The sequence below is a fragment of the Paenibacillus hubeiensis genome, from assembly GCF_032334105.1.
GTDB classification, from domain to species: domain Bacteria; phylum Bacillota; class Bacilli; order Paenibacillales; family Paenibacillaceae; genus Paenibacillus; species Paenibacillus hubeiensis.
This window is the reverse complement of the sequence record NZ_JAVYAE020000013.1, coordinates 142419-167987: the sequence shown is the minus strand read 5'-3', so window position 1 is coordinate 167987 and position 25569 is coordinate 142419. Positions and strand designations below refer to the sequence as shown.

General features: G+C 53.0%; 22 protein-coding genes and 7 tRNA genes. All 29 read left to right on the top strand.

Annotated elements, in window-relative coordinates:
• The first annotated feature begins 123 nt into the window (after positions 1 to 123).
• The 29 genes from RSX24_RS25535 to RSX24_RS25395 all read left to right on the top strand — a co-directional run bounded on the left by RSX24_RS25535 (position 124) and on the right by RSX24_RS25395 (position 25475).
• Positions 124 to 200 (top strand) — tRNA-Met (locus RSX24_RS25535).
• A 9-nt stretch (positions 201 to 209) separates the two neighbouring features.
• Positions 210 to 285: transfer RNA gene (locus RSX24_RS25530), tRNA-Val, on the top strand.
• Positions 286 to 290: 5 nt separating this feature from the next.
• Positions 291 to 366: transfer RNA gene (locus RSX24_RS25525), tRNA-Thr, on the top strand.
• Between the two features lie 9 nt (positions 367 to 375).
• Positions 376 to 453 (top strand) — tRNA-Asp (locus RSX24_RS25520).
• Between the two features lie 20 nt (positions 454 to 473).
• Positions 474 to 546, top strand: a tRNA-Phe gene (locus RSX24_RS25515).
• 13 nt (positions 547 to 559) lie between these two features.
• Positions 560 to 645 (top strand) — tRNA-Tyr (locus RSX24_RS25510).
• Positions 646 to 651: 6 nt separating this feature from the next.
• Positions 652 to 724, top strand: a tRNA-Lys gene (locus RSX24_RS25505).
• Between the two features lie 609 nt (positions 725 to 1333).
• On the top strand, positions 1334 to 2131 hold the full coding sequence (locus RSX24_RS25500; protein ID WP_343262122.1) for a PucR family transcriptional regulator: 798 nt from the start codon (positions 1334 to 1336) through the stop codon (positions 2129 to 2131).
• Positions 2132 to 2234: 103 nt separating this feature from the next.
• On the top strand, positions 2235 to 3359 hold the full coding sequence (locus RSX24_RS25495) for an ABC transporter ATP-binding protein (RefSeq protein WP_236420411.1): 1125 nt from the start codon (positions 2235 to 2237) through the stop codon (positions 3357 to 3359).
• 280 nt (positions 3360 to 3639) lie between these two features.
• Entirely contained in the window at positions 3640 to 4578 is a 939-nt protein-coding gene (gene hprK, locus RSX24_RS25490) for an HPr(Ser) kinase/phosphatase (protein WP_236420410.1), read from the top strand.
• Positions 4579 to 4708: 130 nt separating this feature from the next.
• Positions 4709 to 5749, top strand: a complete 1041-nt coding sequence (gene lgt, locus RSX24_RS25485) for a prolipoprotein diacylglyceryl transferase (RefSeq protein WP_339275512.1) — start codon at positions 4709 to 4711, stop codon at positions 5747 to 5749.
• Positions 5750 to 5756: 7 nt separating this feature from the next.
• Entirely contained in the window at positions 5757 to 6413 is a 657-nt protein-coding gene (ppaX, locus tag RSX24_RS25480) for a pyrophosphatase PpaX (protein WP_339275514.1), read from the top strand.
• A complete protein-coding gene (locus RSX24_RS25475) occupies positions 6410 to 6937 on the top strand; it encodes an acyltransferase (RefSeq protein WP_343262121.1) in 528 nt (175 codons plus the stop codon). Before ppaX ends, RSX24_RS25475 begins: the two co-directional genes overlap by 4 nt.
• 397 nt (positions 6938 to 7334) lie before the next feature.
• Complete coding sequence (locus RSX24_RS25470; protein ID WP_236420406.1) at positions 7335 to 8522, top strand: ATP phosphoribosyltransferase regulatory subunit; 1188 nt, start codon at positions 7335 to 7337, stop codon at positions 8520 to 8522.
• Position 8523: 1 nt separating this feature from the next.
• Positions 8524 to 9180: an ATP phosphoribosyltransferase gene (gene hisG, locus RSX24_RS25465; protein ID WP_236420405.1), complete on the top strand. Its 657-nt coding sequence runs from the start codon at positions 8524 to 8526 to the stop codon at positions 9178 to 9180.
• Between the two features lie 29 nt (positions 9181 to 9209).
• Positions 9210 to 10514 (top strand): histidinol dehydrogenase, encoded by a 1305-nt coding sequence (gene hisD, locus RSX24_RS25460; RefSeq protein WP_343262120.1) that lies wholly within the window; start codon positions 9210 to 9212, stop codon positions 10512 to 10514.
• Positions 10507 to 11130 carry an imidazoleglycerol-phosphate dehydratase HisB gene (hisB, locus tag RSX24_RS25455; RefSeq protein WP_236420403.1) on the top strand — a complete coding sequence of 208 codons (624 nt, stop codon included), beginning with the start codon at positions 10507 to 10509 and terminating at the stop codon, positions 11128 to 11130. The genes hisD and hisB overlap by 8 nt, the downstream gene beginning before the upstream one ends.
• A gap of 3 nt (positions 11131 to 11133) precedes the next feature.
• Positions 11134 to 11766, top strand: coding sequence for an imidazole glycerol phosphate synthase subunit HisH (hisH, locus tag RSX24_RS25450; RefSeq protein WP_236420402.1), 633 nt, complete (start codon positions 11134 to 11136; stop codon positions 11764 to 11766).
• A 158-nt stretch (positions 11767 to 11924) separates the two neighbouring features.
• Positions 11925 to 12656: a 1-(5-phosphoribosyl)-5-[(5-phosphoribosylamino)methylideneamino]imidazole-4-carboxamide isomerase gene (gene hisA, locus RSX24_RS25445; RefSeq protein WP_236420401.1), complete on the top strand. Its 732-nt coding sequence runs from the start codon at positions 11925 to 11927 to the stop codon at positions 12654 to 12656.
• Positions 12657 to 12689: 33 nt separating this feature from the next.
• A complete protein-coding gene (gene hisF / locus RSX24_RS25440; protein WP_236420400.1) occupies positions 12690 to 13451 on the top strand; it encodes an imidazole glycerol phosphate synthase subunit HisF in 762 nt (253 codons plus the stop codon).
• Positions 13444 to 14151 (top strand): bifunctional phosphoribosyl-AMP cyclohydrolase/phosphoribosyl-ATP diphosphatase HisIE, encoded by a 708-nt coding sequence (gene hisIE, locus RSX24_RS25435; RefSeq protein ID WP_343262119.1) that lies wholly within the window; start codon positions 13444 to 13446, stop codon positions 14149 to 14151. Before hisF ends, hisIE begins: the two co-directional genes overlap by 8 nt.
• 13 nt (positions 14152 to 14164) lie before the next feature.
• Positions 14165 to 14989 carry a histidinol-phosphatase HisJ gene (gene hisJ, locus RSX24_RS25430; RefSeq protein WP_343262118.1) on the top strand — a complete coding sequence of 275 codons (825 nt, stop codon included), beginning with the start codon at positions 14165 to 14167 and terminating at the stop codon, positions 14987 to 14989.
• Between the two features lie 79 nt (positions 14990 to 15068).
• The gene (locus tag RSX24_RS25425; RefSeq protein WP_236420397.1) at positions 15069 to 16016 is read left to right on the top strand and encodes a ribose-phosphate diphosphokinase; all 948 of its coding nucleotides are present in this window, start codon (positions 15069 to 15071) and stop codon (positions 16014 to 16016) included.
• Positions 16017 to 16278: 262 nt separating this feature from the next.
• Positions 16279 to 18549 (top strand): helix-turn-helix domain-containing protein, encoded by a 2271-nt coding sequence (locus tag RSX24_RS25420; RefSeq protein ID WP_343262117.1) that lies wholly within the window; start codon positions 16279 to 16281, stop codon positions 18547 to 18549.
• A gap of 505 nt (positions 18550 to 19054) precedes the next feature.
• Positions 19055 to 20653 (top strand): extracellular solute-binding protein, encoded by a 1599-nt coding sequence (locus tag RSX24_RS25415; RefSeq protein ID WP_236420395.1) that lies wholly within the window; start codon positions 19055 to 19057, stop codon positions 20651 to 20653.
• Between the two features lie 121 nt (positions 20654 to 20774).
• Positions 20775 to 21674: an ABC transporter permease gene (locus RSX24_RS25410; protein WP_236420394.1), complete on the top strand. Its 900-nt coding sequence runs from the start codon at positions 20775 to 20777 to the stop codon at positions 21672 to 21674.
• Between the two features lie 63 nt (positions 21675 to 21737).
• On the top strand, positions 21738 to 22610 hold the full coding sequence (locus RSX24_RS25405) for a carbohydrate ABC transporter permease (protein ID WP_236420393.1): 873 nt from the start codon (positions 21738 to 21740) through the stop codon (positions 22608 to 22610).
• Positions 22611 to 22655: 45 nt separating this feature from the next.
• Positions 22656 to 23615, top strand: a complete 960-nt coding sequence (locus RSX24_RS25400; RefSeq protein ID WP_438286886.1) for a sugar phosphate isomerase/epimerase family protein — start codon at positions 22656 to 22658, stop codon at positions 23613 to 23615.
• 78 nt (positions 23616 to 23693) lie between these two features.
• Positions 23694 to 25475 carry a hypothetical protein gene (locus RSX24_RS25395; RefSeq protein ID WP_343262116.1) on the top strand — a complete coding sequence of 594 codons (1782 nt, stop codon included), beginning with the start codon at positions 23694 to 23696 and terminating at the stop codon, positions 25473 to 25475.
• Positions 25476 to 25569 lie beyond the last annotated feature (94 nt).

Below are 25569 nucleotides of genomic sequence, written 5' to 3'. Positions count from 1 at the left end.
AAGTGGCTATAAGGGGACCCTCTGCTAAGGGGTTAGACTGCGTAAGCGGTGCGAGGGTTCGAATCCCTCTCTCTCCGCCATCTTTCAACTGGATGGACAAGCTTATAATACGATACTTAATATGGCGGCGTAGCTCAGCTGGCTAGAGCGTACGGTTCATACCCGTGAGGTCGGGGGTTCGATCCCCTCCGCCGCTACCATATTACCCAGGAGGCTTAGCTCAGCTGGGAGAGCATCTGCCTTACAAGCAGAGGGTCGGGGGTTCGATCCCCTCAGCCTCCACCATATACGCCGGTGTAGCTCAATTGGTAGAGCAACTGACTTGTAATCAGTAGGTTGGGGGTTCAAGTCCTCTCGCCGGCACCATTAATGTCTGGAACCGTGGTGTAGTTGGCCTAACATGCCTGCCTGTCACGCAGGAGATCGCGGGTTCGAATCCCGTCGGTTCCGCCATTAACCTTACAATTAAATATGGCTCGGTAGCTCAGTCGGTAGAGCAGAGGACTGAAAATCCTCGTGTCGGCGGTTCGATTCCGTCCCGAGCCACCTTTCAAAACGTGGAGGCTTAGCGAAGTGGCCAAACGCATCAGACTGTAAATCTGCTCCCTTACGGGTTCGGTGGTTCGAATCCATCAGCCTCCACCAGTTTTTGAGCCATTAGCTCAGTTGGTAGAGCACCTGACTTTTAATCAGGGTGTCGAAGGTTCGAGTCCTTCATGGCTCATCTCACAAAAGAGTGATTAATCATTAAATTGATTAGTCGCTCTTTTTTTTGCATATCAGCGTGTTGCTGCGACCACGAAGGCGAGAACGTTTAAGATATGATAAGATAAATGTAAACGGCTATCTAAAGAGCCATAGGCGTGATCCCTATAAAGGGTTAGACAATTATAAGATTGTGTGTTTTATATTGCGGTTTTTATATCAGAAAATAAAGCAGAGTGGTGGCGTTCATAAGATGAAGCATGTTTCGGATCTTAAGCAGCGGATCGAGGAAATTTTAGACACTTCAATGAACACATTTCAATTTACTTTGGATGAGTGGAGTCAATACGAGAATCTCCTTCTCAGCTCAAATGATAGAGCAAATAATAGTACAGTCATGCTGGGTGTAGAACGGTCAGCAGACCGTGCAGGAAGCCTAACCATAGATCAACAAATATATTTTAAAATTGGCCGAAGTGCTGATCGTGAACATGTAATTTGCTGGGGGTGTTCTTCCGATCATCTGACGATAGAATCGCGCAGATTAATAGAGCTGTTGATTAGCAGCCATTCAGATGAAGCTCTTCATGAACAAACTGTAGGCGAGGGGAACGGCCAGGCGCAGCTTTTGATTGAGTTGGGCACCTGGCTGCGGGAGCAAATGAATCTGTCAAACGAAGGGTACAGTATCCCAGAACGTTTTCTGGCTGCAGGGCTGGGCGAGCATCTGGAACAAGAAAAGATTCCTTTCCTGTTACAGGGCGAGACGCCGGATGACCGGCGCGTTCATTCAAGCGAACTGAACAAGCTGCTCGAGAGCTATTTTGGTGAGGACATCGTTCTGATTCCCTTAGGAGAACAGGAGTGGGTATTTTTTGGTTCGGTTCAGACCGTTACGGCAGAGGCTGATGACGATACCACTGAGGCAAGGAAAGAGCTCTTGAATGCGTTTTGTCTTGGATTGTATGAGCTGATTGCCAGTGAATGGGCAGGTGGATTCCATTTGTCGGCAGCCTTGCCTTGTGTTCCTTACCAGCAATTGATATCTGTAACCTCTACACTTCGGGAGAGTGTAAAGCTGGGCAGATCGTTTCATGTCACTGAGCACATACATTTACCATGGAATTTGCATCTTGAACGATTGGTCGCGAGCATATCCGAACCGGAACGGCTGCGCTTTATAGAAGAGATCGGCAAGAACACATCGCTCTTCAGCGACAGTGAGACGATGGGCACATTGGAGACGTTTTTCAGTCTGGATTGCAATGTAAGCGAGACCGCAAAAAGGATGTTTATTCATCGCAATACGCTGGTTTACCGTCTGGACAAGATCAAACATGAGATCGGATACGATGTAAGGAGCTTTGAAAACGCGGTGCTGGTCCGACTTTTACTGCTGATGTACAAAGTGACGAAAAAGCCGTGATATTTTTGTGCAGTTTGCGAATAGTCAAACATCCCTTCCGTAGGTTACACTGAATTTACAAAATGTATTCGATTACAAAACGATCTCTAAGGAGGCAATAATCATGGCTGGTGTACGTTTAGAGCATATTTTCAAAAAATACCCTGGTGCTGACAAAGCGACAGTTATTGACGTTAACCTGGACATTAAAGATAAAGAATTTCTGGTGCTGGTTGGTCCGTCCGGTTGTGGTAAATCCACAACGTTGCGCATGATCGCAGGCCTTGAGGAAATTTCTGAAGGTAAACTCTATATCGGTGACCGCGTCGTGAACGATGTTGCTCCTAAAGATCGCGATATCGCGATGGTTTTCCAATCCTACGCCTTGTACCCGCATATGAGCGTGTATCAAAACATGGCATTTGGTTTGAAATTGCGTAAAGTGAAAAAAGATGAAATCGACAAACGCGTTCGCGAAGCAGCCAAAATCCTCGATATCGAGCATTTGCTGGATCGTAAACCAAAAGCGTTGTCCGGTGGTCAACGTCAGCGTGTCGCACTCGGTCGTGCGATCGTCCGTGACCCGCAAGTATTCTTGATGGATGAGCCGCTCTCCAACTTGGACGCGAAATTGCGCGGTCAGATGCGTGCGGAAATCACCAAGCTCGCGAAACGTCTGGAAACGACTGTTATCTACGTAACGCATGACCAGATCGAAGCGATGACGATGGGTGACCGGATCGTTGTTATGAAAGACGGTATCATTCAACAAGCGGCTTCTCCGGAAGAACTGTACAACCACCCAGCGAACCTGTTCGTGGCCGGTTTCATCGGTTCTCCTACAATGAACTTTATCTCGGGTAAAATTGCGGAGCAAGGTTCCAACCTGCATTTCGTAGCTCCTGGCGTGGACGTTGAAATTCCACAAGGGAAAGCGCAATTGCTGAAATCCAGAGGATACGCTAACAAGGAAGTCATTCTGGGCGTTCGTCCTGAAGATATCCACGAAGAGCCGGTATTCTTGGAAGCTTCCCCGAACTCCGTGTTCTCTACGCATGTAGACGTAACCGAGAACCTTGGTCACGAAATGCTCCTCTACTTGAGCGGTGTAGGTAGCGACACTACGATTGCCCGCGTAGACGGACGTTCCAACACGCGTGAAGGTTCTACCGTTAAAATGGCGATCGACATGAACAAAGTTCATATCTTTGATAAAGAGACTGAAGCGAACGTTCTCCTTCAAGACTAATATCCCGGGGTTCCCCGTATGGTCGGATCCTGTGTTTGATACGTAATTATATAATGTAATTCGAGCCCCTTCCGTTGTTGCTGGAAGGGGCTTTTTACATCAGGAGTCCATGGTTCAGATTGCATTCGTTCCCGAATTCATTTAAGATTTATAGAAAGCTTGCGCCTTCATTTTCGGTGTAACCATTCTTAATTGATCAGGGGATTCCCCGTTTGAATTCGAAGGACAAATATGACCAGATATACATAGATAAGCAGCCGATGCTGAAAGGAAGAGACAAATGGCGAAAAAAGTGAAGGTATCTGAATTGGTGCAGCAGTTTCAGCTTGAGGTCGTCTCTGGATCTCAAGGACTTAAGCGCTTCATTACCGTAGACGATTTGAACCGTCCAGGCCTGGAGATGGCCGGCTATTTTGAATATCACCCACAAGAACGGGTTCAGCTGTTAGGAAGAACAGAGCTGGCCTTTTTTGCAATGCTGCCGGAAGACGAACGCCGTGACCGGATGCAGAAACTTTGCACGGAGGAGACGCCATGCATTGTCGTTACGCGTGGACTTGAAGTGCCGACGGAACTGATCGAGATCAGCGAAGAGCAAAATTTGGCGGTGCTGCGCAGCAATATGGCAACGACGATTCTTTCCAGCCGCATTACCGGTTTCCTGGAACGGAAGCTGGCGCCAACCGCTACGATACATGGCGTGCTCTGCGACGTTTATGGCGTCGGCATGCTGATTACGGGAAGCAGCGGTATCGGCAAAAGTGAAACGGCATTGGAGCTCGTGAAGCGTGGACACCGTTTGATTGCGGACGATGCAGTAGAAATCCGTCAGACTTCCGACTTCCAACTGCACGGGACCGCTCCTGAATTAATCCGTCATCTTCTAGAGATTCGCGGGGTGGGCATCATTAACGTGATGACCTTGTTTGGTGCCGGTGCCGTGCGTAACAACAAACGAATTACGCTCGTCGTCCGCCTTGAAGCATGGCAGCAAGACAAACAATACGATCGTCTTGGTTTGGATGAGGAGACTACCCGGATCATTGATACGGACGTACCGCTCGTAACGATTCCGGTACGCCCTGGACGAAACTTGGCCGTCATCATTGAGGTGGCTGCGATGAATTATCGCCTCAAACAGATGGGACTCAATGCGGCACTGCAGTTTACGAATAAACTGACAGCAACGATTTCGGAAGATATGGAAGATATGGACTAGGCCATCTGGGATGTCTTCAAGAAGTGGATAGCGTGCAGAACTGACAGAGCGATTCAATGCTCTGTTTCTGCATGCATGAGAAGCTGGTTGGTACGAAAAAGTGTGAAGCAATTTATGGGAGTGTGAAGCAATGGACATGTATCTGCTGTTGAACCCAATCGCCTTCTCCATTGGTGCATTGAAGGTTCACTGGTATGGCCTGATCCTCGGCACGGCGGCATTGGTAGGCTTGCTGCTCGCGATTCGGGAGGGCAAGCGGTTCGGCATTCCTCAGGAAGTGTTCATGGACATGATCCTGCTGGGCGTACCGTCCGCCATTATCGGCGCACGTATCTATTATGTCGCGTTCAAATGGGAAGACTATAAGGATAACTTCTGGGATGTCTTCAAGATATGGAATGGCGGTATTGCCATCTATGGTGCACTGATTGGCGCAATTATTTGCGCGGTCATTTTCTTCCGCCGCAAAGGATACAATTTCTGGCGCATGGCAGATATTTGCGCACCCGGGTTGATTGTGGGCCAAATGATCGGCCGCTGGGGGAACTTCGTCAACCAAGAGGCGTATGGCGGGCCTGTGGAAGAATCCTTTTTGCGAGATAAGCTGCATTTGCCGGACTTTATCGTCAATCAGATGAATGTGGAAGGGGTATTTCATCATCCCGCATTCCTGTACGAATCCATGTGGAGCCTGGTTGGCCTGATTCTGCTGCTGATCCTGCGCAGACAAAAGTTTTTGCGTGCGGGCGAGCTGTTTATGTCGTATTTCATTTGGTATTCGATCGGGCGATTCTTCATCGAGGCGCTGCGTACGGACAGTCTGGGCTTCCAGGCGCCACAGTGGCTTGCTTCCCTGGTGAATGGACTATGGTCACCGATGACGGCGTTTGGTTTCGAACAAGGATACCTGGATCCTGCTTATGGCAATGTTAGAATTTCGCAGCTGTTGGCGATCGCCATTATTATCGCTGCGGCGGCGTTCATCATCGTAAGAAGGGTGACTGGCAAAGCTGAAGTACGTTACAGCGACCCGATTGTGTCGACCAAGGCGGTAACCGAACCTTCGGATGAGCTCCCGCACAGTGCTGGAACGGCGCGCAAGCCGGACTCGGCGGCAACGAACCATGAAGCCGAAGAGGAACGCGAATCTGCCGATGACAAAAAGGAGTAATGCAAGCATGATTGAAACGGTATTGTTTGATCTTGACGGTACGATTATCGATACGAATGATTTGATTATCAATTCGTTCCTTCACGTCATGGAGGGGTGGGAGAACTCTGCCCCCTGGACGCGGGAACAGATTATCCCCCATATGGGCGGCACGCTGGAGCAGCAGTTCCGGACGTTTTCGGGTCAAGAAGACGTGGCTGAATATATAAAAGGCTACCGGGCATACAATGATATTCATCATGAGGCAATGGTCAATCCTTTTCCTTATGTGAATGAGGTTGTGGAAGCCTTGCACCAGGCAGGCATCGTAATGGGCGTCGTAACGACGAAGATTCGTCCATCGACCCTGAAAACCTTGGAACGGTTCGACCTTACCAAGTACATGAAATCGATAGTCACGGTAACGGATGTAACCCATCCCAAACCACATGCCGAACCGGTATTAAAAGCGATAAATGAGCTGGGCGCTGATCCGGCCAAAACGCTGATGATTGGCGACAGTCCGGTTGATATTCAATCCGCTAAAAATGCAGGAGCGCTCGCGGCGGGGGTTGCGTGGTCTCTCAAGGGCGAGGCCGTGTTAAACCAGTACGGCCCTGATTATATGCTGCATGACATGAGAGATCTGCTCGATCTGGTCGGTATCAAGTCGGAACGTTCATGAGAAAGGTGACCCGCTACCCCATTGAGGGACACAATGCGTTGTGGCACATTTATCGGACTGTAAGTCCTTGGAAGGGTGTGCGCAATTTCATCTGGGTCCAGTTGTCACGCTACTGTCCGATCCTTCCGGTCAAGAACTGGATCTATCGTCGCATGCTGGGCATGAAGGTAGGGGAACATACGGCCTTTGGGCTGATGGTCATGGTGGACGTATTTTTTCCGGAGAAGATTACAGTGGGCGAAAATTCGGTCATCGGTTATAACACCACCATTTTGGCTCATGAGTATCTCATCAAAGAGTACAGGCTGGGTGAAGTGATCATCGGTGAAAATGTGTTGATTGGCGCAAATTCAACCATTTTGCCTGGTGTGACGATCGGCGACGGGGCGGTTGTGGCCGCAGGCTCGGTCGTTCACAAGGATGTGGCGCCAGGGGCATTTGTAGGGGGGAACCCGCTGCGTGAACTGACCCGGTCCGCGACGGCTCTGGACGAACCTGCTGTGATGCCGGACCAGCGAACATAAACCAATGCAACCTGCAAGAACGGTTATAAACGTTGAAGGGAACAAGCTGCTTAGGCAGCTTTTTTTCATATAAGCAGGAATGTGATGCGGAACGTTAGATAGGAGAGCATACCGACGTTTTTGTTTATATTGAATGCAGCATGATTCGATGGCTGGACCAACGTTCGCCTTATTGACGGTTAAGCCGGATTCATGTTATCATATGCCATATTCTTTAGTTTGTTAGCACTTTACCATACGAAAGTAACTTAATGAAAATACATCGAGAATGTGGCGTCTATACCGAGCCATGAAGAATGAAATGAATTAGACCGAACGGGGATTTACATAAACAAATCCTGTTGGAAAGCGGTACGCGGACCAATCTCAAATTATCGACACGGGGTGAATCGTAACAATGTCCAAACCAAAAGGCTTTGAAAAACCGATCGGTTTTCGCGACTATACGCCACGCGTGGTGAGCAAGCTGAAAACCATTGAACGGAGCGTGCTGGAATGCATGGAGCGCTGGGGGTATCGCCAGATCATCACGCCAACGATCGAATTTTACGACACGGTAGGAGTGGCCAGCTCCACATCGGACCGCAAGCTGTTCAAGCTGTTAAGCAGCCGGGGAACGACGCTGGTGTTGAGATCAGACCTCACGGCACCGATTGCGCGTGTTGTTTCTTCTTTGCTGAAGGATGAGCCATTGCCGCTGCGGCTTTCCTACCATGCGAACGTATTTCGTTCCATCGAGGAAGAAGCCGGAAGAGAGGCCGAGTTCTTTCAGACAGGCGTCGAGCTGGTCGGCGATGATTCGCCGGAAGCCGATGCGGAAGTCGTTGCGCTTGCCATTGCTTCGCTGCAGGCTGCCGGCGTAACGTCCTTCAAGATCGCGATGGGTCATATGGGTTTCCTGAACGGCTTGTTGGAAGAGGTCATCCCGGGACAGACGCAGCAGCAGGAGGAATTGAAGGAGTATTTGCTCGGGCGGGATTACGTCGGCTATCGCGAATCCATTCGTGCATTGAAGCTTGCACCGGAGCTGCAGGAGCAGCTGGAGGCCATTCTTCGTCTACGCGGGGGCAAGGAAGTGTGCGATCACGCGGCAGGGTTAAGCCGCAGCAATGAGGCGGCACAGTCGATTGCCCACTTGTGTGCGGTATTTGAAGTATTGGAGGCGTACGGCGTCTCTGAGCATGTCCTGATCGACCTGACGATGATTGGCGATTTCTCCTATTATACAGGCATGACGTTCGAAGGTTATGCTGCGGAGTTGGGCTCGCCGGTATGCAGCGGCGGACGTTACGACAATTTACTGCAGCAGTTCGGACGCTCGCTTCCGGCGACGGGGTTTGCGCTGAAAACGAACCGGATCATTGATGGCGTGCACGGCATCGCAGTGGATGAGAAGAAAGCGGTGCTGATCGAATACGGCACCGAGCACCGGGCACAGGCGTTGGCGGAAGCGGGAAGGCTCCGGGGATTCGGCCAAAATGTCGTTACCCGTTTGATCGAGTCTGGAAAGACGGGAACAAACGAAGCGGAACACGCTCAATACGAGCAAGTCATCACATATCCATCCGGGAAAGGAGCGCGTTGAGATGTCGGATATATTGAAGGTTGCGATGCCGAAGGGCCGAATCTACAAAAAAGCTTCCAAACTGTTCCGCGAAGCCGGACTGGATATTCCAGTGGATGTGGACGATACCCGCAAGCTTGTCATTGAAGTGCCGGAAGCGGGCATGGAATTCATCATGGCAAAACCGGTGGACGTGCCGACATACGTAGAGTACGGGGTAGCGGACATCGGCATCGTCGGCAAAGACGTATTGCTGGAGGAAAACCGGGACGTGTACGAACTGCTTAATCTGGGCATTGCACGGTGCCGCATGTCGGTTATCGGTCTTCCCGATTGGACCCCCGGCATCCAGCAGCGGGTAGCGACGAAGTATCCGCGAATTGCTTCCCGGTACTTCCTGGAACAGGGTCAGCAGGTCGAGGTCATCAAGCTGAACGGGTCCATTGAGCTGGCGCCGCTGATCGGACTTGCGGACCGCATCGTCGATTTGGTGGAAACCGGGCAAACGCTGCGCGAGAACGGGCTGGTCGAAATGAACGGCATCCTCGATATCACCAGCCGATTAATCGCCAACCGGGTAAGCTACCGCATGAAAAACGGACGCATCCAAGCACTGTGCGATGCGCTGCAGAAGGTCATCCCGGCTTCTTCCGAAGCACCGGCTGAATTATCGCAGTAATCAGGAATCGAGAGAAGGAGGTTACGGGCATGAAAGTGGTATCTGCGCGTGAATTCAATCTGAAACGGGAAGTGGACTACGGCACCCCGGAGCAAAACGAAAAGGTACGGCGAATCGTCGGCGACATTCGCCGGGAGGGCGATGCGGCGCTGCTGCGGTACACCGAGCAGCTTGACCGCACCAGGCTGACGGCTGCGGACCTGCGGGTGCCGCAGGAGGAGCTGCAGGCCGCCTATGCAGCCGTCGAGCCTTCTTTCGTGGAAGCGATCCGGCAGGCCGCTGCCAACATTCGCGCGTTTCATGAGAAGCAGAAACGCAATTCCTGGATGGACTGGCAGCCGGACGGCAGTCTGCTGGGCCAGGTGATACGCCCGTTGAAACGGGTGGGCGTATATGTCCCTGGTGGTAAAGCAGCGTATCCGTCCTCGGTGCTGATGAACGTGATTCCGGCACAGGTGGCCGGGGTGCCGGAAATCGTGTTGGTGACGCCGCCGGCCACGAACGGCGGCGAGGGCATCGACCCGTACATTCTCGTTGCCGCTGCGGAAGCAGGCGTTAACGAGATGTACCGGGTAGGCGGCGCGCAGGCGATCGCCGCGCTCGCTTACGGCACGGAGAGCATCGCCCCGGTCGACAAGATCTGTGGACCGGGCAACATCTACGTGGCGCTCGCGAAGCGTGAAGTGTACGGCGCGGTCGACATCGACAGCATCGCCGGGCCGAGCGAGATCGCGGTCCTGGCCGACGACACCGCGAACCCGGTGTACGTCGCCGCCGACCTGCTCTCGCAGGCGGAGCATGACGAGATGGCGTCGGCCATTCTCGTCACCACGTCGGCCCCGCTGGCGGAAGCCGTGCGGGCCGAGGTGCAGCGCCAGCTTGAGGCGCTGCCAAGGCAAGCGATCGCCGCTGCTTCGGTGGAGCAGTACGGCGCGATCATCGTGGTCGATTCGATCGATGAAGGCATCGACGTAGTGAACCGGCTCGCGCCGGAGCACCTGGAGATCATGGTGCAGGAGCCGATGGCCGTTGCCGGCCGGATCGAAAACGCCGGCGCGATGTTCCTCGGGCCGTACAGCTCCGAGCCGGTAGGCGATTATTTTGCCGGCCCGAACCATATCATTCCGACGAACGGCACGGCAAGGTTCAGTTCGCCGGTCGACGTGGACGATTTTATCAAGAAATCAAGTCTGATCTATTACAGCAAGGAGGCGCTGCTCCAAAACGGCGCTGCAATCATAGAATTGGCCCGGCACGAAGGGCTGGAAGGACACGCGCGCGCGATTGCCGTGCGTCTAGAACAGGAAGGAAAGGCGGAATCGAATCATGAGTAATCCAAACCAAGGGGTAGAAAACGCAAGCGCGGTTCGCCGCGCTCAAGTGGACCGCAAAACGAATGAAACAAACATTCAGCTTGCGTTTGCAGTAGACGGAACCGGGAAGGCGAACATCGAAACAGACGTACCTTTTCTGAACCATATGTTGGACCTGTTCACCAAGCACGGACAGTTCGATCTGGACGTTCAGGCTCGCGGGGATATCGAGATTGACGACCATCACACGGTCGAAGACATCGGCATTTGCCTCGGACAGACGCTGCGCGAAGCGCTTGGCGACAAACGCGGCATCAAGCGGTACGCGAACGTGTTCATTCCTATGGACGAGGCGCTCGCTCAAGTCGTCATCGACGTGAGCAACCGTCCTCACTTCGAATATCGCGCACAATACCCGTCCCAGCAGGTGGGCAGCTTCTCCACGGAGCTGGTGCATGAATTCCTGTGGAAGCTGGCGCTCGAAGCGCGCATTACGCTGCACGTCATCGTTCACTATGGACAGAATACGCACCACATGATCGAGGCAGTGTTCAAGGCGCTCGGCCGTGCGTTGGATGAGGCGACTTCCATCGATCCACGCGTAACGGGCGTTCCTTCCACGAAGGGAGTGCTGTAGGCGATGGCGATTGCAATTGTCGATTACGGTATGGGGAACCTGCACAGCGTCGGCAAAGCGGTCGAGCGCCTTGGCTACGAAGCGTTGATCACCGGGGATCGTGAGGCGATCCTGGGTGCTGACGGAGTGATTTTGCCGGGCGTGGGCGCGTTTGGCGATGCGATGGTGCATCTCCGTGAAAACAATCTGGATGCCGTCGTGAAAGAGGCTGCAGCCGGCCCGAAGCCGCTGCTGGGCATTTGTTTGGGCATGCAGCTGCTGTTCAGTTCCAGCGAGGAGCATGGCGAACATGAAGGACTGGATATACTGCCAGGCAAAGTTGTTCGGTTTGCCCCGGGTGAGTTGAAGGTGCCGCATATGGGTTGGAACCGTCTGGAGTTTCGCCAGCCTGAAAACCCGCTGTTTACGGGGCTGGAGGAAGGGCATGTTTATTTCGTCCATTCCTATTATGCCCAGCCTGAAGTGGCAAGCGACCTGCTTGCAGTGACGGATTACGGACATCCGGTTACGGCCATCGTCGGCAGAGGCTCGAACTTCGGTATGCAGTTCCATCCCGAGAAGAGCGGCGAACTCGGCATGCAATTGCTGCGCAATTTCCTCGCGCTTACGGGTGGGCCGAACGTTATCTCTCGTTAATAGCAGGAGAACCACAAGGTACGGCGTTATCGCTGCCATGGTGCGGGCGCTGAGGGGAACGGCCGGAGCAGTAAATCGCGGGTTCAGCGGGTTCGGACGGGATCAGAACATTCATTTCATTTCATTTCAATTTCAAACATAGATTCGGGAGGCCTTGTATGTCATCTTTTATCATATATCCGGCGATTGATATCCGGGACGGCAAATGCGTACGATTGGTACAAGGAGATTACAACCAGGAAACGGTATATAACGATGATCCGGTGCAAGTCGCTCTTTCTTGGGAGAAGCAGGGCGGCACTTTTGTGCATCTCGTCGATCTGGACGGCGCCAAGGCCGGTCATCCGGTCAACGACGCTTTGATCGGGCGTATCGCTTCAGCGGTGCAGGTGCCCGTTCAAGTGGGCGGTGGCCTGCGGACAGTGGCTGACGTGGAACGTTTGCTAGGACTAGGTGTGAGCCGGGTAATCATCGGAACGGCGGCGATCGAGGATCGTGCATTTACCGAAGAAGTGCTGGGGCGTTATGGCGACAAGGTGGCTATCGGTATCGATGCCCGCAACGGTTATGTGGCAACACGCGGTTGGTTGGAAACATCGGAAGTTCAGGCAGAAGTGCTTGCCAAGGAACTGGCAGCCTTCGGCGCAGAGACGTTCATTTTCACCGATATCTCGCGCGACGGTATGATGCAGGGGCCTAATGTGGATGCGATCGTATCCCTGGCCAAGGCGAGCGGCCGCACGGTTATCGCTTCCGGCGGCGTGAGCGTGATGGACGATCTCGTCAAACTGAGCAAATACACGCAAGACGGCGTTGGTGGAGCGATCGTGGGCAAAGCGCTGTATACGGGCAGCATCGACCTGTCCGAGGCCATTCGTACGATCAAGTAGCGCATCAATCATTGGGGAGAGAGGAAGAGGGGCATGCTGGCAAAAAGAATCATTCCGTGTCTGGACGTCAAGGACGGCCGGGTTGTCAAAGGCGTTAATTTCGTCAATCTCCGCGATGCGGGAGATCCGGTGGAACTGGCGGCGCTGTACGACCGCGAAGGCGCGGACGAACTCGTGTTTCTCGATATCTCCGCTTCCGTGGAAGGCCGCGAAACGATGGAAGAGGTCGTGCGGCAGACGGCGGGAGAGATCGCTATTCCGTTTACGGTAGGCGGAGGCATCTCGAAGGTGGATGACATGAAACGCATTTTGCGCGCAGGCGCAGACAAAATCGCGGTGAATACGGCTGCCGTGCTGAACCCGCAATTGATTGCGGACGGAGCACGGCGTTTTGGCTCCCAATGCATCGTGGTGGCGGTGGATGCCAAGTATAACGAAGCATGGGGAGAATGGGAAGTGTACACCCACGGCGGACGCAAGCCATCCGGAATCAAGGCGCTGGAGTGGGTGAAACAGGCCGAAGCGCTGGGCGCCGGAGAAATCCTGTTGACCAGTATGGACGCGGACGGAACCAAGGACGGGTTTGACCTGAAACTGACGGCCGCGGTATCCGAATCGGTACGGATTCCGGTCATCGCTTCCGGCGGCGCAGGCAAGGAGTCCGACTTCTATGACGTGTTCACGGCAGGCAAAGCCGATGCGGGCCTTGCGGCTACGATTTTCCATTACAAGGAAATCGCTGTGCCGGAGTTGAAGAAACATTTGAAAGAACAAGGGGTGGAAATCCGTGAGTAACGTAAGCAGAGAAATCAGGGAACAGTTGTCCCTGGAGCAAGTGGTCGAGCATATCCGTTGGCAGGACGGGCTAGTGCCCGCCATCGTGCAGGATGCAACAACCAACGAAGTGTTGATGATGGCATACATGAATCGAGAATCGCTGAAATTGTCGCTCGAATCGGGAGAGACCTGGTTCTGGTCGCGTTCCCGACAAGAGTTGTGGCATAAAGGCGCAACGTCCGGAAACGTGCAAAAGATTACTTCGATCAAATACGATTGTGACGGAGATACGCTGCTGGTAGCGGTCAAACCGGATGGTCCTGCTTGCCATACCGGCGAGGTAACGTGCTTCCACAACGAAATCGTGGGTTTGCCGCAGCAAACTGACGGCGAACACGCGGCAGCTTCCCCGGCCTCGGGACGTTTTGATGTGCTCGCCGAGCTGGAGTCGGTCATCGCGGAACGTGAACGCGAGCGTCCGGAAGGAGCGTACACCACATATCTCTTCGATAAGGGCGTCGATAAAATTTTGAAAAAAATCGGCGAGGAAGCGTCCGAGACGATCATCGCCGCCAAAAATAAGGATAATGAAGAGCTCCGCCTAGAGGTTAGCGACCTGCTGTACCACTTGCTCGTCTTGCTGCAGGAGCGAAAGCTGCCGCTGGGCGACATCATGTCCGAATTGAGCCGTCGCCATGAGCGGCCACGCCGCGATTAGGGGGCAGCCACTTATGCGGATCGATTATCATACGCACCATGAACGCTGCGGTCATGCCGTCGGCAAGCTGGAAGAGTATGTACAGCGTGCGGTAGAGATGGGCTTTTCCCACATCGGGTTGTCTGATCATATGCCGCTGCTGCACGTCGACCCGGGTCAGTATTATCCGGAGATGGCCATGCCGATGGACGAACTCCCGCGTTATGTGGAGGAATGCTTCTCCTTGAAGGAGCGGTACCGCGGACAAATCGAAGTTCGTGTCGGGCTTGAAGGCGACTACATTGAAGGCTGGGAAAATGAAATCCGCGCCATCATCGAACGTTATCCATGGGATTATGTGATCGGTTCGGTCCATTTTCTCGGCGAATGGGACATCACCGACTTCAGGCAGACGCATGGCTGGGAAGGACGCGACGTGCTGGAGGTATACCGTCAATATTATGATGCCGTCGGCAAAGCCGCAGCTACCGGCATGTATGACATCATGGGACATACGGACGTGATCAAACGTTTCGGACATGTACCGTCGGAGGAGCAGACCGGAGAACGCATTGCGCTGGAAAATGCAGCGCTTCAAGCTATTGCCCGCAGCGGCTGCGCAATGGAGCTGAACGCATCCGGCTTGACCAAACCCTGCGCCGAGATGTTTCCAAGCCGGCGCATGCTGGAGGAAGCCCTCCGGCTGGGCATTCCGCTGACGCTTGGATCGGATTCTCACGATCCGAAGAAGCTTGGCGAGAATCTGGAGCATGCCGAAGCCCTGCTCGCAGAACTTGGTTGTACGGAGGTTGCCGTGTTCGAAGGCCGGCGCCGTTCTTTCGTTCCTTTAAATGTATAGGGCACTGGAGTATAATAAGCTTGAAAGTCCTGATGCATCAAAGGACAATTAAGGGGCGTTAACGCTCGGGAGGGGCATTATGCAACAATCATTACGTATTTTTTCCGGTTCTTCGAACCCGAAGCTGGCGGAAGAGGTATGCGACAAGCTGGGCGTTGAGCTGGGCAAAATCAAGCTGTCTCGGTTCAAGAGCGGGGAAATCTACGTTCACTACGAGGAAACCATTCGCAATTGCGATGTGTTTCTTGTGCAGTCGTTGTCTCATCCGATCAATGAACTGTTTGTGGAGCTGCTCGTCATGATCGATGCAGCCAAGCGGGCTTCTGCCCGTACAATCAACATCATCGTTCCTTATTATGGATATGCCCGGCAGGAACGCAAGTCTGCCCCGCGCGAACCGATCTCCGCCAAGATGGTCGCCGATGTGCTGACCACGGCCGGAGCAAGCCGCGTGGTTACCATTGACCTGCATGCCGCGGCCATTCAAGGCTTCTTTAACATTCCGGTCGATCACATGACTTCCCTTGATTTGATCAGCGATTATTTGCTCAGCAAAGGGATCGAGAATCCGGTCGTCGTATCGCCGGATGCCGGCCGGGCCTCCATGGCCGAGAAGCTGGCGAATCGCCTGGATTCCCCGTTCGCGATCATGATCAAAAAGCGTCCAAGCCATAACGAATCGGTGATTACGCATGTCATCGGGGATGTGGAAGGCCGGACGCCGATCATCATTGAAGATTTGATCGACACGGGCACGACGATTCTGAACGTGGTTGAAGGCTTGAAGGAACGCGGATCGAAAAATGTATACGTGTGCGCAACGCACGGTCTTTTTTCCGACGGCGCATTAAGCAAGCTGGATCACCCTTCGATCGCCGAAGTGGTCGTTACGGACTCGATTGCTCTGCCGGAATCGCATCCGAATTGCGTCACCGTACTACCGGTCGCACCTATGCTGGCCAGAGCGATACGCATCATCGTCGATGGCGGCTCGATGGCGACGCTGTTCAGGGATTCCGGAATTTAGTGAAGGCGGCAGCGCCTTGTTTTCAATCTCCGTGTCGGGGCGGTCGCCGCTCTGCACGGTTTTTTGTCATGCGTGGTTAAGGTACCCGGATCACATCCGCCAGAATCTCTGCTTTGTCTCTCCATGCGATGTGTTATAATACAGAAAATTGGTACGGAATCACCTGCTGGTTACCCATTTTTGTGGTGTTGCACCAGATCTTTCGAATACAGCAGAACCGCAGCCGGGCGAAGTGGCAGCGAGAAATGAGGAGTGGGTTCCATTGTCACGTACATGGTATTATCGCTTACTGTTTTCGTATTTTCCCATTTTTCTGCTTACCGTGACGATCATCATCTTTATTGCCTTTGTTTTTGTAAACGACATTTCCAGGGAGGAGACCCGGAAGGCGGACCGGATATCGTCCAGCTATCTCGTGGACAACGTGGACCGGATTATTCGGGATATTGAGTTATCCGTCTTAAACTCGGTGGAAGCTAACCCTGCATATAAACTCTATTTCAACAACCAAGGCCAGGTCAGCCGAGATGCGGTGTATGCCATTGCGCAGAATTTGCGGGAATTGACCAATTCGTCTTCCAACATTCAATCCATCTACTTATATGACAAGATTAATGAAAGCGTTTTAACAGTCAGCGGGTCCAAAGAGGTTGAGGGTTTTTCCGACAAAGCCTGGATTGACGAGATCGCCTCAGGGGCTGTAGGACCGGGCTGGCAGCCTGTCAGGGAATACAATGCCGGGTTGGTCCAGCGGACGCCGGTTCGCGTACTGACCGTCAACAAGGAGATGCCTCTGCCGTTCGGCTCGGAAGGCGTGCTTGTCATCAACGTAAAGATGAGCAGCATCGAACAGAGCATTGATAGCATGGTGAACGGACAACTATCGTTTATGACGATCCTTGACCATAACGGTCAGGTCGTATACGACGCGCATTCAGACCACGAGGGCGTGGCGAACGGAAGAAAACTGAACACCCTGACGCTGGAAAGGCTGGGATGGACATTCACCAGCGGCATTAAGGCAGGCAATCTTTTTGGATGGGTATCCGTCATTTCCTATGTGTGGGTGGGCATTGCCTTTGTCACCGTCGTGTGTTCCATCATTTATATCGTTTATATCACGCGTCGCAACTACAAACCGATCCAGGTCATCATGAACCGGATCGAGGCCCATCAGATTCGAACGATGGAACAATCGGGCTCCCGCACGGATGAAATGAAGCTGATCGACGGCGTTCTGGAGAACCTGATTAACCACATGATGGACTACGACAAAAAAAGCAGGGAAAATATGCTGCTGCAGCGCAGCAAGCTTTTCAACGACCTGCTGCACGGCGAAAATCTGGACGGCATTATGGAGCGTCTTCAGGAGCTCTCCCCGCTATCGGGCTTCGATGATTCGAATTCGGCGCGGTTTGCCGTCGTTGTCGGGGAGATCAACCGGTTTGAAAAAGTATTCCAACAGAAATACACGCGAAGCGAGCAGAACACGCTTCGATTTGCGTTAATGAACGTATTGCAGGAGTTGTCCCGCGATCAAGGGCTGCAATGCTGGACAGAGTGGATCGGCGCCGACCGGGCCGCCATTCTGTTCTTGTCAACGGGGAACGAAGCAGAAACGACGGAGCAGATTAAAGCGGTTGCCGAGGAGTGTCGGGATTGGGTCGAGCAGAATTTGCGCATCCCGCTGAGCTTCGGCATTGGACCCATTGCGGAAGGGGCGGAACATATCCGTCATTCTTATGCAGCGGCAGAAGCGGTCCTGCACCGCAAATTGCTGATGAACGGAGACGTAGCACTGGCCGCCGAAAGCGGCGAGACGCCCCAGCGTTTATTGGTGACCTATTCCTGTTTGCAAATGATCTCCGAGTTCGTGAAACGGTTCCGCATGTCGAGCAGTCAGTGGCGGGATCAACTGGAGGAAATGTTCGAGGCGTTCGAGCAGAACCAACTGCAGGATGACCAGATTCGTTCCTTGATCCAGGCGATGCTGCAGATGTTGAGCCGCGAAGTAGCGGTCATGTCGGAGCAACTGCAGGAGCAATTGTCCGAAGAACGGATCGGCGAACGTTTGAAACGAATGGATGAGGCCGAAACCTTCGAAGAGGTCAAAGCGCTGCTGCTTGATGATCTGACCGACTTATTCCGAACGTATGTCTCCGCCAGCGAAACGAAGAGTTACCGGGCCATGGTCAACGAAATGAAAAATTACATCGAAGAGCAGTTTGCCAATCCGGACCTTTCGCTGAAGCATTTGAGCGAGCGCTTCCAGATCTCCGGCAAACATGCGAGTTATTTGTTCAAGACCGAGTTCAACATGAAGTTCGTTGATTTTGTCACCGAGCTCCGCATGAAGGAGGCCGAGCGGCTTCTGCTGAATTCGGATCTGTCGCAACAGGATATCGCCCTGAAAGTGGGATATGCCAATGCGATCTCCTTTGGGCGCGTGTTCAAACGGATCGTCGGCATTACGCCGGGAGACTATCGCCGTATAAAGCGTGAGCCCCCGGCAGCAGCCGATGCGAATCACTAAAAAGCTGCGGGGAAATCAGACGTACTTTGTTTCGTCATATTCTCGAAGGAACTCTGCTAATTTCGGATCATGATTATTGAACCAGAGGGGCGGAATCCGTGCAGGCGCTCTCCGTCAGGAGATTCGTCCTGCCGGACCGCCTTTTTGGTTTACCGGCGTAATCGCTCTTTCAAGGCGTCACATGGGTTTTGTCCGCTTATTGTGTGAAGGGCGTACCTTGTTATCATGGCTCTCATCTCGTGTCTTTACGAAAATAGGCAGTGCATGAAAATGGTTTATTCGTTCGTACCACGGGAATAACATCCGGTAGGACGCAGAGAGCGGTATGTGCGGTCAGAGCGGTCATGGTTATGAAACGGGAACATCTGCGAAAATAGGCAGCAGGCATAAACCATAATCCGTATGTAAGCGTTTCCGAAACTGGTTTATTGCTGAAGTGCGATGCCATATGAAATACTCGGTGCAGGCTTCAATCAATCACGCAAAGTCAAAGGAGATGACACAAATGACAGGAAGAGCACCCAAGGGGAGTCTAAAGAAATGGGTTGGGATGGCGCTTACGATGGTTATGGCCGTATCCCTGCTTGCAGGCTGTTCGTCTTCATCGGAACAAGGCACAGCAGATAACGGCTCGTCGGGCGATCGCGTAACATTAAAGGTCGAGATTTTTGATCGCGGAAACAGCCCTGCTCCGCAAACGATTACCAGCAACTACTTGCAAAAGCTGGTGCAGGAACGTTTTGGGGATCCGAATAACATTGACGTACAATTCGTGCCGATCCAACGTTCCGAAGAAGTAACGAAGCTCAACGTGCTGATGGCCAGCAACACCGATGTTCCTGATATCGTATTTGTGTATGACTCCAGCGTGTTTTACCGTTATGCCCAGCAGGGCGGTCTGACTGACGTCGGCGAGCTGCTGGACCAGTATGGACCGAATCTTAAAAAATTCCTCGGCGAAGATACATTGAAGTTCGGCCAGGTGGAGGGCCAGCAATTCGCGATCCCGGGCAAACGCGCCATTACGGGCCGCTACAGTTCCTACATCCGTCAAGACTGGCTGGATAAACTGGGCTTGCCTGTACCGAAGACAACCGATGAGCTTTATACCACGTTGAAAGCGTTTAAAGAGAAAGATCCGGGACAGCTCGGAAGCAAAAACATTCCGATGGGCATGGCGCTGGCACCGGCTCAATTCGAAACGTTAATCTATTCTTTCATTAAACCGGTGAGCGGAGACCTGACTTACGGACAGCGTTACGAGCTGCCGCTTCATGACGGATTCAAGGATGCGATGCAGTTCCTGAACAAGCTGTACAACGAGGGACTGATCAGCAAGGATTTCAGTTTGGACGAGGACAAGGCCCAGTTGGCCAAAGATATCCAAAACGGAAATACGGGGTACTGGTCCGAAGACGTCGACGCGATGTTCTATGCCGACGGTACCATCGACAACTTGAAGAAGAACGTGCCTGATAGCAAAGTGCTGCCGGTAGACGTATATACGAACCCCAATGCGGACAATAAGCATATCAAATCACGGTACGGAACGAACGGGATGTACATCATGATTCCGAAGAGCAGCAAACGTGCCGTAGAGGCCGTCAAATACTTGGATTGGATGGCGTCCGACAATAACTTGAGAGACATCTACAGCGGCGTTGAAGGCGAGAACTATGAGCTGGTTGACGGAATTCCGGTCGTTAAAGAAGACGCTTCTCAAGAAGCCAGGGATCGCCTGTTCAACGCGGGAGACATGGCGATCATCTCGAACGGTAAAAACATCGGCGACCAGGCTACCAACGAAAAGGCATGGATCATGGGCTTCCCTGAACGAAATCAGGGATTGTTGAGACAGTCCATCGACATCGCCAATACCGATACCGTGGGTCCGATCATCTTTGACAAGCCGATTCAGGCCGAGATGAAATACAGCACCGCACTGAAAGATAAGCTCAACGTCATTATCGTCAAAACGGCAATGGCCAAACCATCTGAATTCGAAGCGGTATACGAGCAGGAAATGAATGATTACATGTCCTTGGGCGGCGCGGATTTGAAGAAGGAGCTTGAGGAGGCATTACAGGGAACTGCAGCCAAATAATGCGTGGTGTAATGCACCGCTGAACGGTTTAGGCTGCCTTTGCCTGTGGCTATTAAAAAAAGAGACGTGTGCCGCCGCTGCCGGCGGCACGCAGTTTCTCCGTAGATAGGAGGAGAACGACTTGACCACATCATACTTTAAACGGTATTGGCAATTGTATGCACTGCTTTCGCTGCCCTTGCTCTATTTCCTCATTTTCCGTTATGGCCCGATGTACGGCGTGCAAATCGCCTTCAAAGATTTCAACCTGTTCCAGGGCATTAACGGCAGCGAATGGATCGGTTTTGATGCCTTCCGCGAAGTGTTTGCCATGAGGGATTTCTATACGACTCTTCGCAACACGTTTATGTTGAATTTTCTGGATCTGGTTGTCTCGTTTCCGGCACCGATTATTCTGGCCATTATGCTGTATGAAATCCGCTTCAAATGGTTCAAGAAAGTATCGCAAACGATTCTGTATATCCCGCATTTCATCTCCTGGGTCATTATCGGGGGGATCGTGTACCAATTGTTCGGCAATCAGTCCGGTATGGTAAACGGCGTGCTGGAAAGCATGGGACTGAACACCATTCCGTTCCTGACCGAAAAAAATCCATGGCTTGTCACTTATCTCTTCACTGGCGTGTGGCAAAGCGCGGGTTGGGGCACGATTCTTTATCTGGCTGCGCTTACCGGCGTGAATAAAGAATTGTTCGAGGCAGCCGAAGTCGATGGCGCTTCGCGTCTGAGAAAAATATGGCACATTACGCTGCCGGGAATCCGCACCACCATTGTCACGCTGCTCATCCTCAATTTGGGGAAAATGGTCAGCATCGGCTTTGACCGCCCCTACATCATCGGGAACACGGCCGTACGCGAGTACTCGGATGTTCTCAGTACCTTCGTATACCGGGTTGGTCTAGAATCGGGCCAATATACCATTGCGACCGTCGTTGGCTTATTTCAGGCCGTGGTCGGGCTTGTGTTCGTGCTTGGTTCCAACTACATTTCGAAAAAAGTGACCGGAGACGGCATTCTATAGCCCCTGGCGGGCAATATCGCATATGTCTGTTTGGAAGAACTGTATAAAGGAGTTGTGGAGCCTATGAGTGAACGCACCTCAAACCGGATTTTCGATATCGTTAATATCTCATTTGTTGCTTTGTTTGTGCTGTTCTGCCTGGCACCGTTCTTGCACACGATCGCAATCTCGCTTAGCTCCAACCGCGCGATTACGTCCGGGGAAGTAACCATTTTCCCTAAAGAGTTCAATTGGGATGCCTATGTCAAAGTGTTCTCCGATCATTCGATGCTCTATTCGCTGGGGTACACGATCATTCTGACCATCGTGACTACGGTGCTATGCATGGTCTTCACGATTGCTGCTGCGTATCCCCTCACCAAGAAAAAACTGAAGGGGCGCAAGCTGTTCATGTACGTCATCATTATCACGATGTTTTTCAGCGGCGGCATCATTCCCGAATACCTGCTGATTCGCGATCTGCACCTGTTGAACTCGGCATGGTCGCTAATTCTCCCGGGCTTGGTCAGCCCATTTAACTTGATCATTATGATTTCTTTCTTCTACAGCATTCCGGAGTCGCTCGAAGAATCGGCCGAAATCGACGGCAGTTCGCATCTGCATACGTTGTTGAAAATTGTATTGCCTTTATCGATGCCGGTGATGGCGACCCTTGCTCTCTTCTATGCGGTCGGACGCTGGAACGGATTCCAGGATTCCTTGATGTATATCAACGACCCGCAGCTGTACCCGCTTCAACTGAAGCTGTTCCAGATGGTGCAAAACAACATGGTGAGCGAGCTGACGCAAATGGAAGGGGCCAACCGCACGGCGCTGACGCCGGAGAGCCTCAAGGCGGCTACGGTGATCTTCGCTACGGTGCCCATCCTGCTCGTTTATCCTTGGCTGCAAAAGTACTTCGTCAGCGGTGCGATGCTTGGGGCCGTTAAAGGCTAAGTTGGCGAGAAGAGATATCCATGTATTCGAAAGGAGTGCAAGCTGATGATGAACGGGACGGACAAGGGCGAGTATTCGTTCTCGACCTGCTGGAATATCAAGCGTCATACGTCCGGAGCCGATATGGTGCGGGAAATCGCCGATCTGGGATTCCGCCGGGTGGAGCTGAACTATAATGTGACGAAAGATATGCTCGCAACCATTGAGCCGATGATTGAACGTGGGGAGATCGGCATATCCAGCGTGCATAACACGTTCCCCCACGTACCGGATCCCGATTACGGCACGGATTCCGTGCTGCTCGGATTTGAGGATGAGGAAAAAAGGAAAAGGGCGATCGAGCTGCTCGTCGGGTCGGCCGAATATGCCCATCGTTATGGTGCGGAAGCCGTCGTGGTACACCCGGGGGAAGTGCCGTTCGAGCCGGACATCAGCAAAGAACTGTCACGGTTGTACCACGATGAAGGTAAAGATTCCCTGGCCTATCGAAGCAAATGGGAAGAATTGATGGAGCGACGCGAGGCGCTTGCTGCCGGCTACGTGCAAAAGATTATCGCCAGTCTCGATGAGGTCTGCAACAAGGCGATATCCAAGGGCATAAAGGTTCGATTCGGCATCGAGACCCGTTCCAGGCCACAGCAGATCCCCACTCTTGCAGAAGCGAAAACGATTATTCAGGCGCTCCGCGGCGCCCCTGTCGGCATCTGGTACGATACGGGCCATGCCATCATGATGGATCGCCTCGGCCTGTATGACAGCGTAGGGGAGATGGATGGATTGATGGATGATATCGTAGGAGTCCACATCCACGAGACGCTGGGCCTTTCCGACCACTGGTGCCCGTATGTGCACAGCAAGGACATGAACTTTTACGACGCATACTTGCCGATGATCCGACGGGCGCAGGTCAAGGTATACGAGCTGAAAGCCGCCTGTAAGCCCGAAGAAATCCATGAAAGTCACGCGTTGTTAATGTCCAAATTGGCGGAAGCGGCGTATTCATAAAACATCGCGCATGCGGGCCAAGGGTAAATGCAGAGCTTTGGTAAAACGATAAATGCCTGGGTACGGAGGGAAAGACGCATGTACAAACAACTGGTGGAGCGCAATGACAAGGCTGTAGAAAAGGGATTATCCCGGCAGGTGCTTGATCCGGACAGCCGTTATTACGGAGGAACGATCGATCCGTACACGGGAGTGGCCTGGGTAAACCATACCACAGGCACGCCGACGGATATGTGTTACTGGGGCACCGCGCTCGTGAATCCGGCATCGGCCTATTACCGGGACGAGGCGCTTTTGGAACGGTTGTTGCTGGCGACGGAGTTTGTGCTTCGCCACCAGCACGAGGACGGTTCCATCTCCCCGGGCTGGACGAATTATCACTCTCCGCCGGATACGGCGTTTGTCGTTGTAGGGTATGCCCAGTTATATCTGGTATTGCAGCAGCAGGCATGGCCGCCGCTGCAGCCGGTACTGCACAACATGCGCCTGTTTCTGGAACGAACCATGCCGGTCATGTTGACCGGTGGCTGCCATACGCCCAATCATCGCTGGGTTCTATGCGCGGCGCTCGGTTTTCTGTACCGGATATTCGGGCAGGAAGAGGCGCTGCAGCGCGCCGGGCAATGGCTGGCAGAGGGCATGGACATTACGCCTGCCGGGGAGTGGACCGAGCGCAGCAACGGCATATACAGTGCAGTGAGCGATATTATGCTCATTCATGCCGCGCGATTGCTGTCCCGGCCGGAATTGCTTGAACCGGTAAGGCTCAATCTGCGCATGATGGCATATCTTGTGCATCCTTCCGGCGAAATTGTGACGGACTACTCGGGACGGCAGGATCTGGGGCAAGTTCATGATCTGTCGCCTTATTATCTGTCCTATGCGATCATGGCCAAACTGGACGGCGATCCGCTGTTTGCCGGCATGGCCGAATGGGCGGCAGAGTCGCTGACGGATCCGGGCGTTTGCTCGGTCAACGCACTCGTCAGGCTGATGCTGGAGCCCGATTTGCAGGAAACGCAAGGCGGCCGACTTGATCTGCTCGATCAGTATGAGGTCATGTTGAACGGAAATTTTGATCGGGAGCAATATTTGGGACGGATGGATGAAGCAGGCCATCATGGCCGCATCAGCCACAGTCGCATGCATACGGACTTTGGCGCGCCGGTGGCCCGCATTCGCGATGGAAAAACGAGCGTGACCGTAATGACGGAGGTGCCTTCGTTCTTTGCGCTGTGGCACGGAGCCGTCCGTTTGTTGGCCGTGCAGCTGGCCTCCTACTTTAACCCCGGTTATGTACCCATGCAGCAAATGAGGCAAACGGAGTCCGGTTACAGTCTGATCGGCGAACAGAAAAAAGGATACTATGGCCCCGTGCCCACAAACCGGTTGCCATTGTCGGCCAACACACCAACCAGCCCGTGGTACTTGCTTCCCCATCAGGAGAGGGAGCTTACCCATGAGCAGACGTTTAGCGTGCATGCCGAGGTGGCGCAAACCAAAGACGGTTGGACGCTGGACCTGGCAGGCGAGAACCCGCAGGAGATCATGATGCAGCTGTCCTTCGTGTTTGGCAGCGAAGGCGAGCTGTCCTCAAACGGGCTGGTGGAAACGAAGAAAGGCGGCCCTTATTTCTGGGAAGGCGGCACATTGCGCTATGCCTGCGGCGGGGACTGGATCGAATTGACCGGTGGCGAGCTGGGCCATCTGGCGGCAACGGTGCGTGAAGCCAAGCTGCCGGACGGCTGCCAGGTTGTGCTGGTCAATTTCATGACGCCGTTTCGCAAAACCATTCATATTTCGCTATCGCCGTCCATGGCGGCAAATACCCTAAACACGATATTAGACGAAAAGCGCTGAGGCAGACCCAAAAGATGACGTGCCCTTCAACAATCAGGAAGGAGCCGTCATTTTTTTTTGCAATTTTTGCATAAACCCCATGAAACTGCATATT

What these genes read in the sequence shown, in the direction of transcription:
- RSX24_RS25495 (WP_236420411.1), top strand. Translation starts at nt 2,235, where the DNA reads ATGGCTGGTGTACGTTTAGAGCATATTTTCAAAAAATACCCTGGTGCT.
- hprK (WP_236420410.1), top strand. Translation starts at nt 3,640, where the DNA reads ATGGCGAAAAAAGTGAAGGTATCTGAATTGGTGCAGCAGTTTCAGCTT.
- lgt (WP_339275512.1), top strand. Translation starts at nt 4,709, where the DNA reads ATGGACATGTATCTGCTGTTGAACCCAATCGCCTTCTCCATTGGTGCA.
- ppaX (WP_339275514.1), top strand. Translation starts at nt 5,757, where the DNA reads ATGATTGAAACGGTATTGTTTGATCTTGACGGTACGATTATCGATACG.
- RSX24_RS25475 (WP_343262121.1), top strand. Translation starts at nt 6,410, where the DNA reads ATGAGAAAGGTGACCCGCTACCCCATTGAGGGACACAATGCGTTGTGG.
- RSX24_RS25470 (WP_236420406.1), top strand. Translation starts at nt 7,335, where the DNA reads ATGTCCAAACCAAAAGGCTTTGAAAAACCGATCGGTTTTCGCGACTAT.
- hisG (WP_236420405.1), top strand. Translation starts at nt 8,524, where the DNA reads ATGTCGGATATATTGAAGGTTGCGATGCCGAAGGGCCGAATCTACAAA.
- hisD (WP_343262120.1), top strand. Translation starts at nt 9,210, where the DNA reads ATGAAAGTGGTATCTGCGCGTGAATTCAATCTGAAACGGGAAGTGGAC.
- hisB (WP_236420403.1), top strand. Translation starts at nt 10,507, where the DNA reads ATGAGTAATCCAAACCAAGGGGTAGAAAACGCAAGCGCGGTTCGCCGC.
- hisH (WP_236420402.1), top strand. Translation starts at nt 11,134, where the DNA reads ATGGCGATTGCAATTGTCGATTACGGTATGGGGAACCTGCACAGCGTC.
- hisA (WP_236420401.1), top strand. Translation starts at nt 11,925, where the DNA reads ATGTCATCTTTTATCATATATCCGGCGATTGATATCCGGGACGGCAAA.
- hisF (WP_236420400.1), top strand. Translation starts at nt 12,690, where the DNA reads ATGCTGGCAAAAAGAATCATTCCGTGTCTGGACGTCAAGGACGGCCGG.
- hisJ (WP_343262118.1), top strand. Translation starts at nt 14,165, where the DNA reads ATGCGGATCGATTATCATACGCACCATGAACGCTGCGGTCATGCCGTC.
- RSX24_RS25425 (WP_236420397.1), top strand. Translation starts at nt 15,069, where the DNA reads ATGCAACAATCATTACGTATTTTTTCCGGTTCTTCGAACCCGAAGCTG.
- RSX24_RS25415 (WP_236420395.1), top strand. Translation starts at nt 19,055, where the DNA reads ATGACAGGAAGAGCACCCAAGGGGAGTCTAAAGAAATGGGTTGGGATG.
- RSX24_RS25405 (WP_236420393.1), top strand. Translation starts at nt 21,738, where the DNA reads ATGAGTGAACGCACCTCAAACCGGATTTTCGATATCGTTAATATCTCA.
- RSX24_RS25400 (WP_438286886.1), top strand. Translation starts at nt 22,656, where the DNA reads ATGATGAACGGGACGGACAAGGGCGAGTATTCGTTCTCGACCTGCTGG.
- RSX24_RS25395 (WP_343262116.1), top strand. Translation starts at nt 23,694, where the DNA reads ATGTACAAACAACTGGTGGAGCGCAATGACAAGGCTGTAGAAAAGGGA.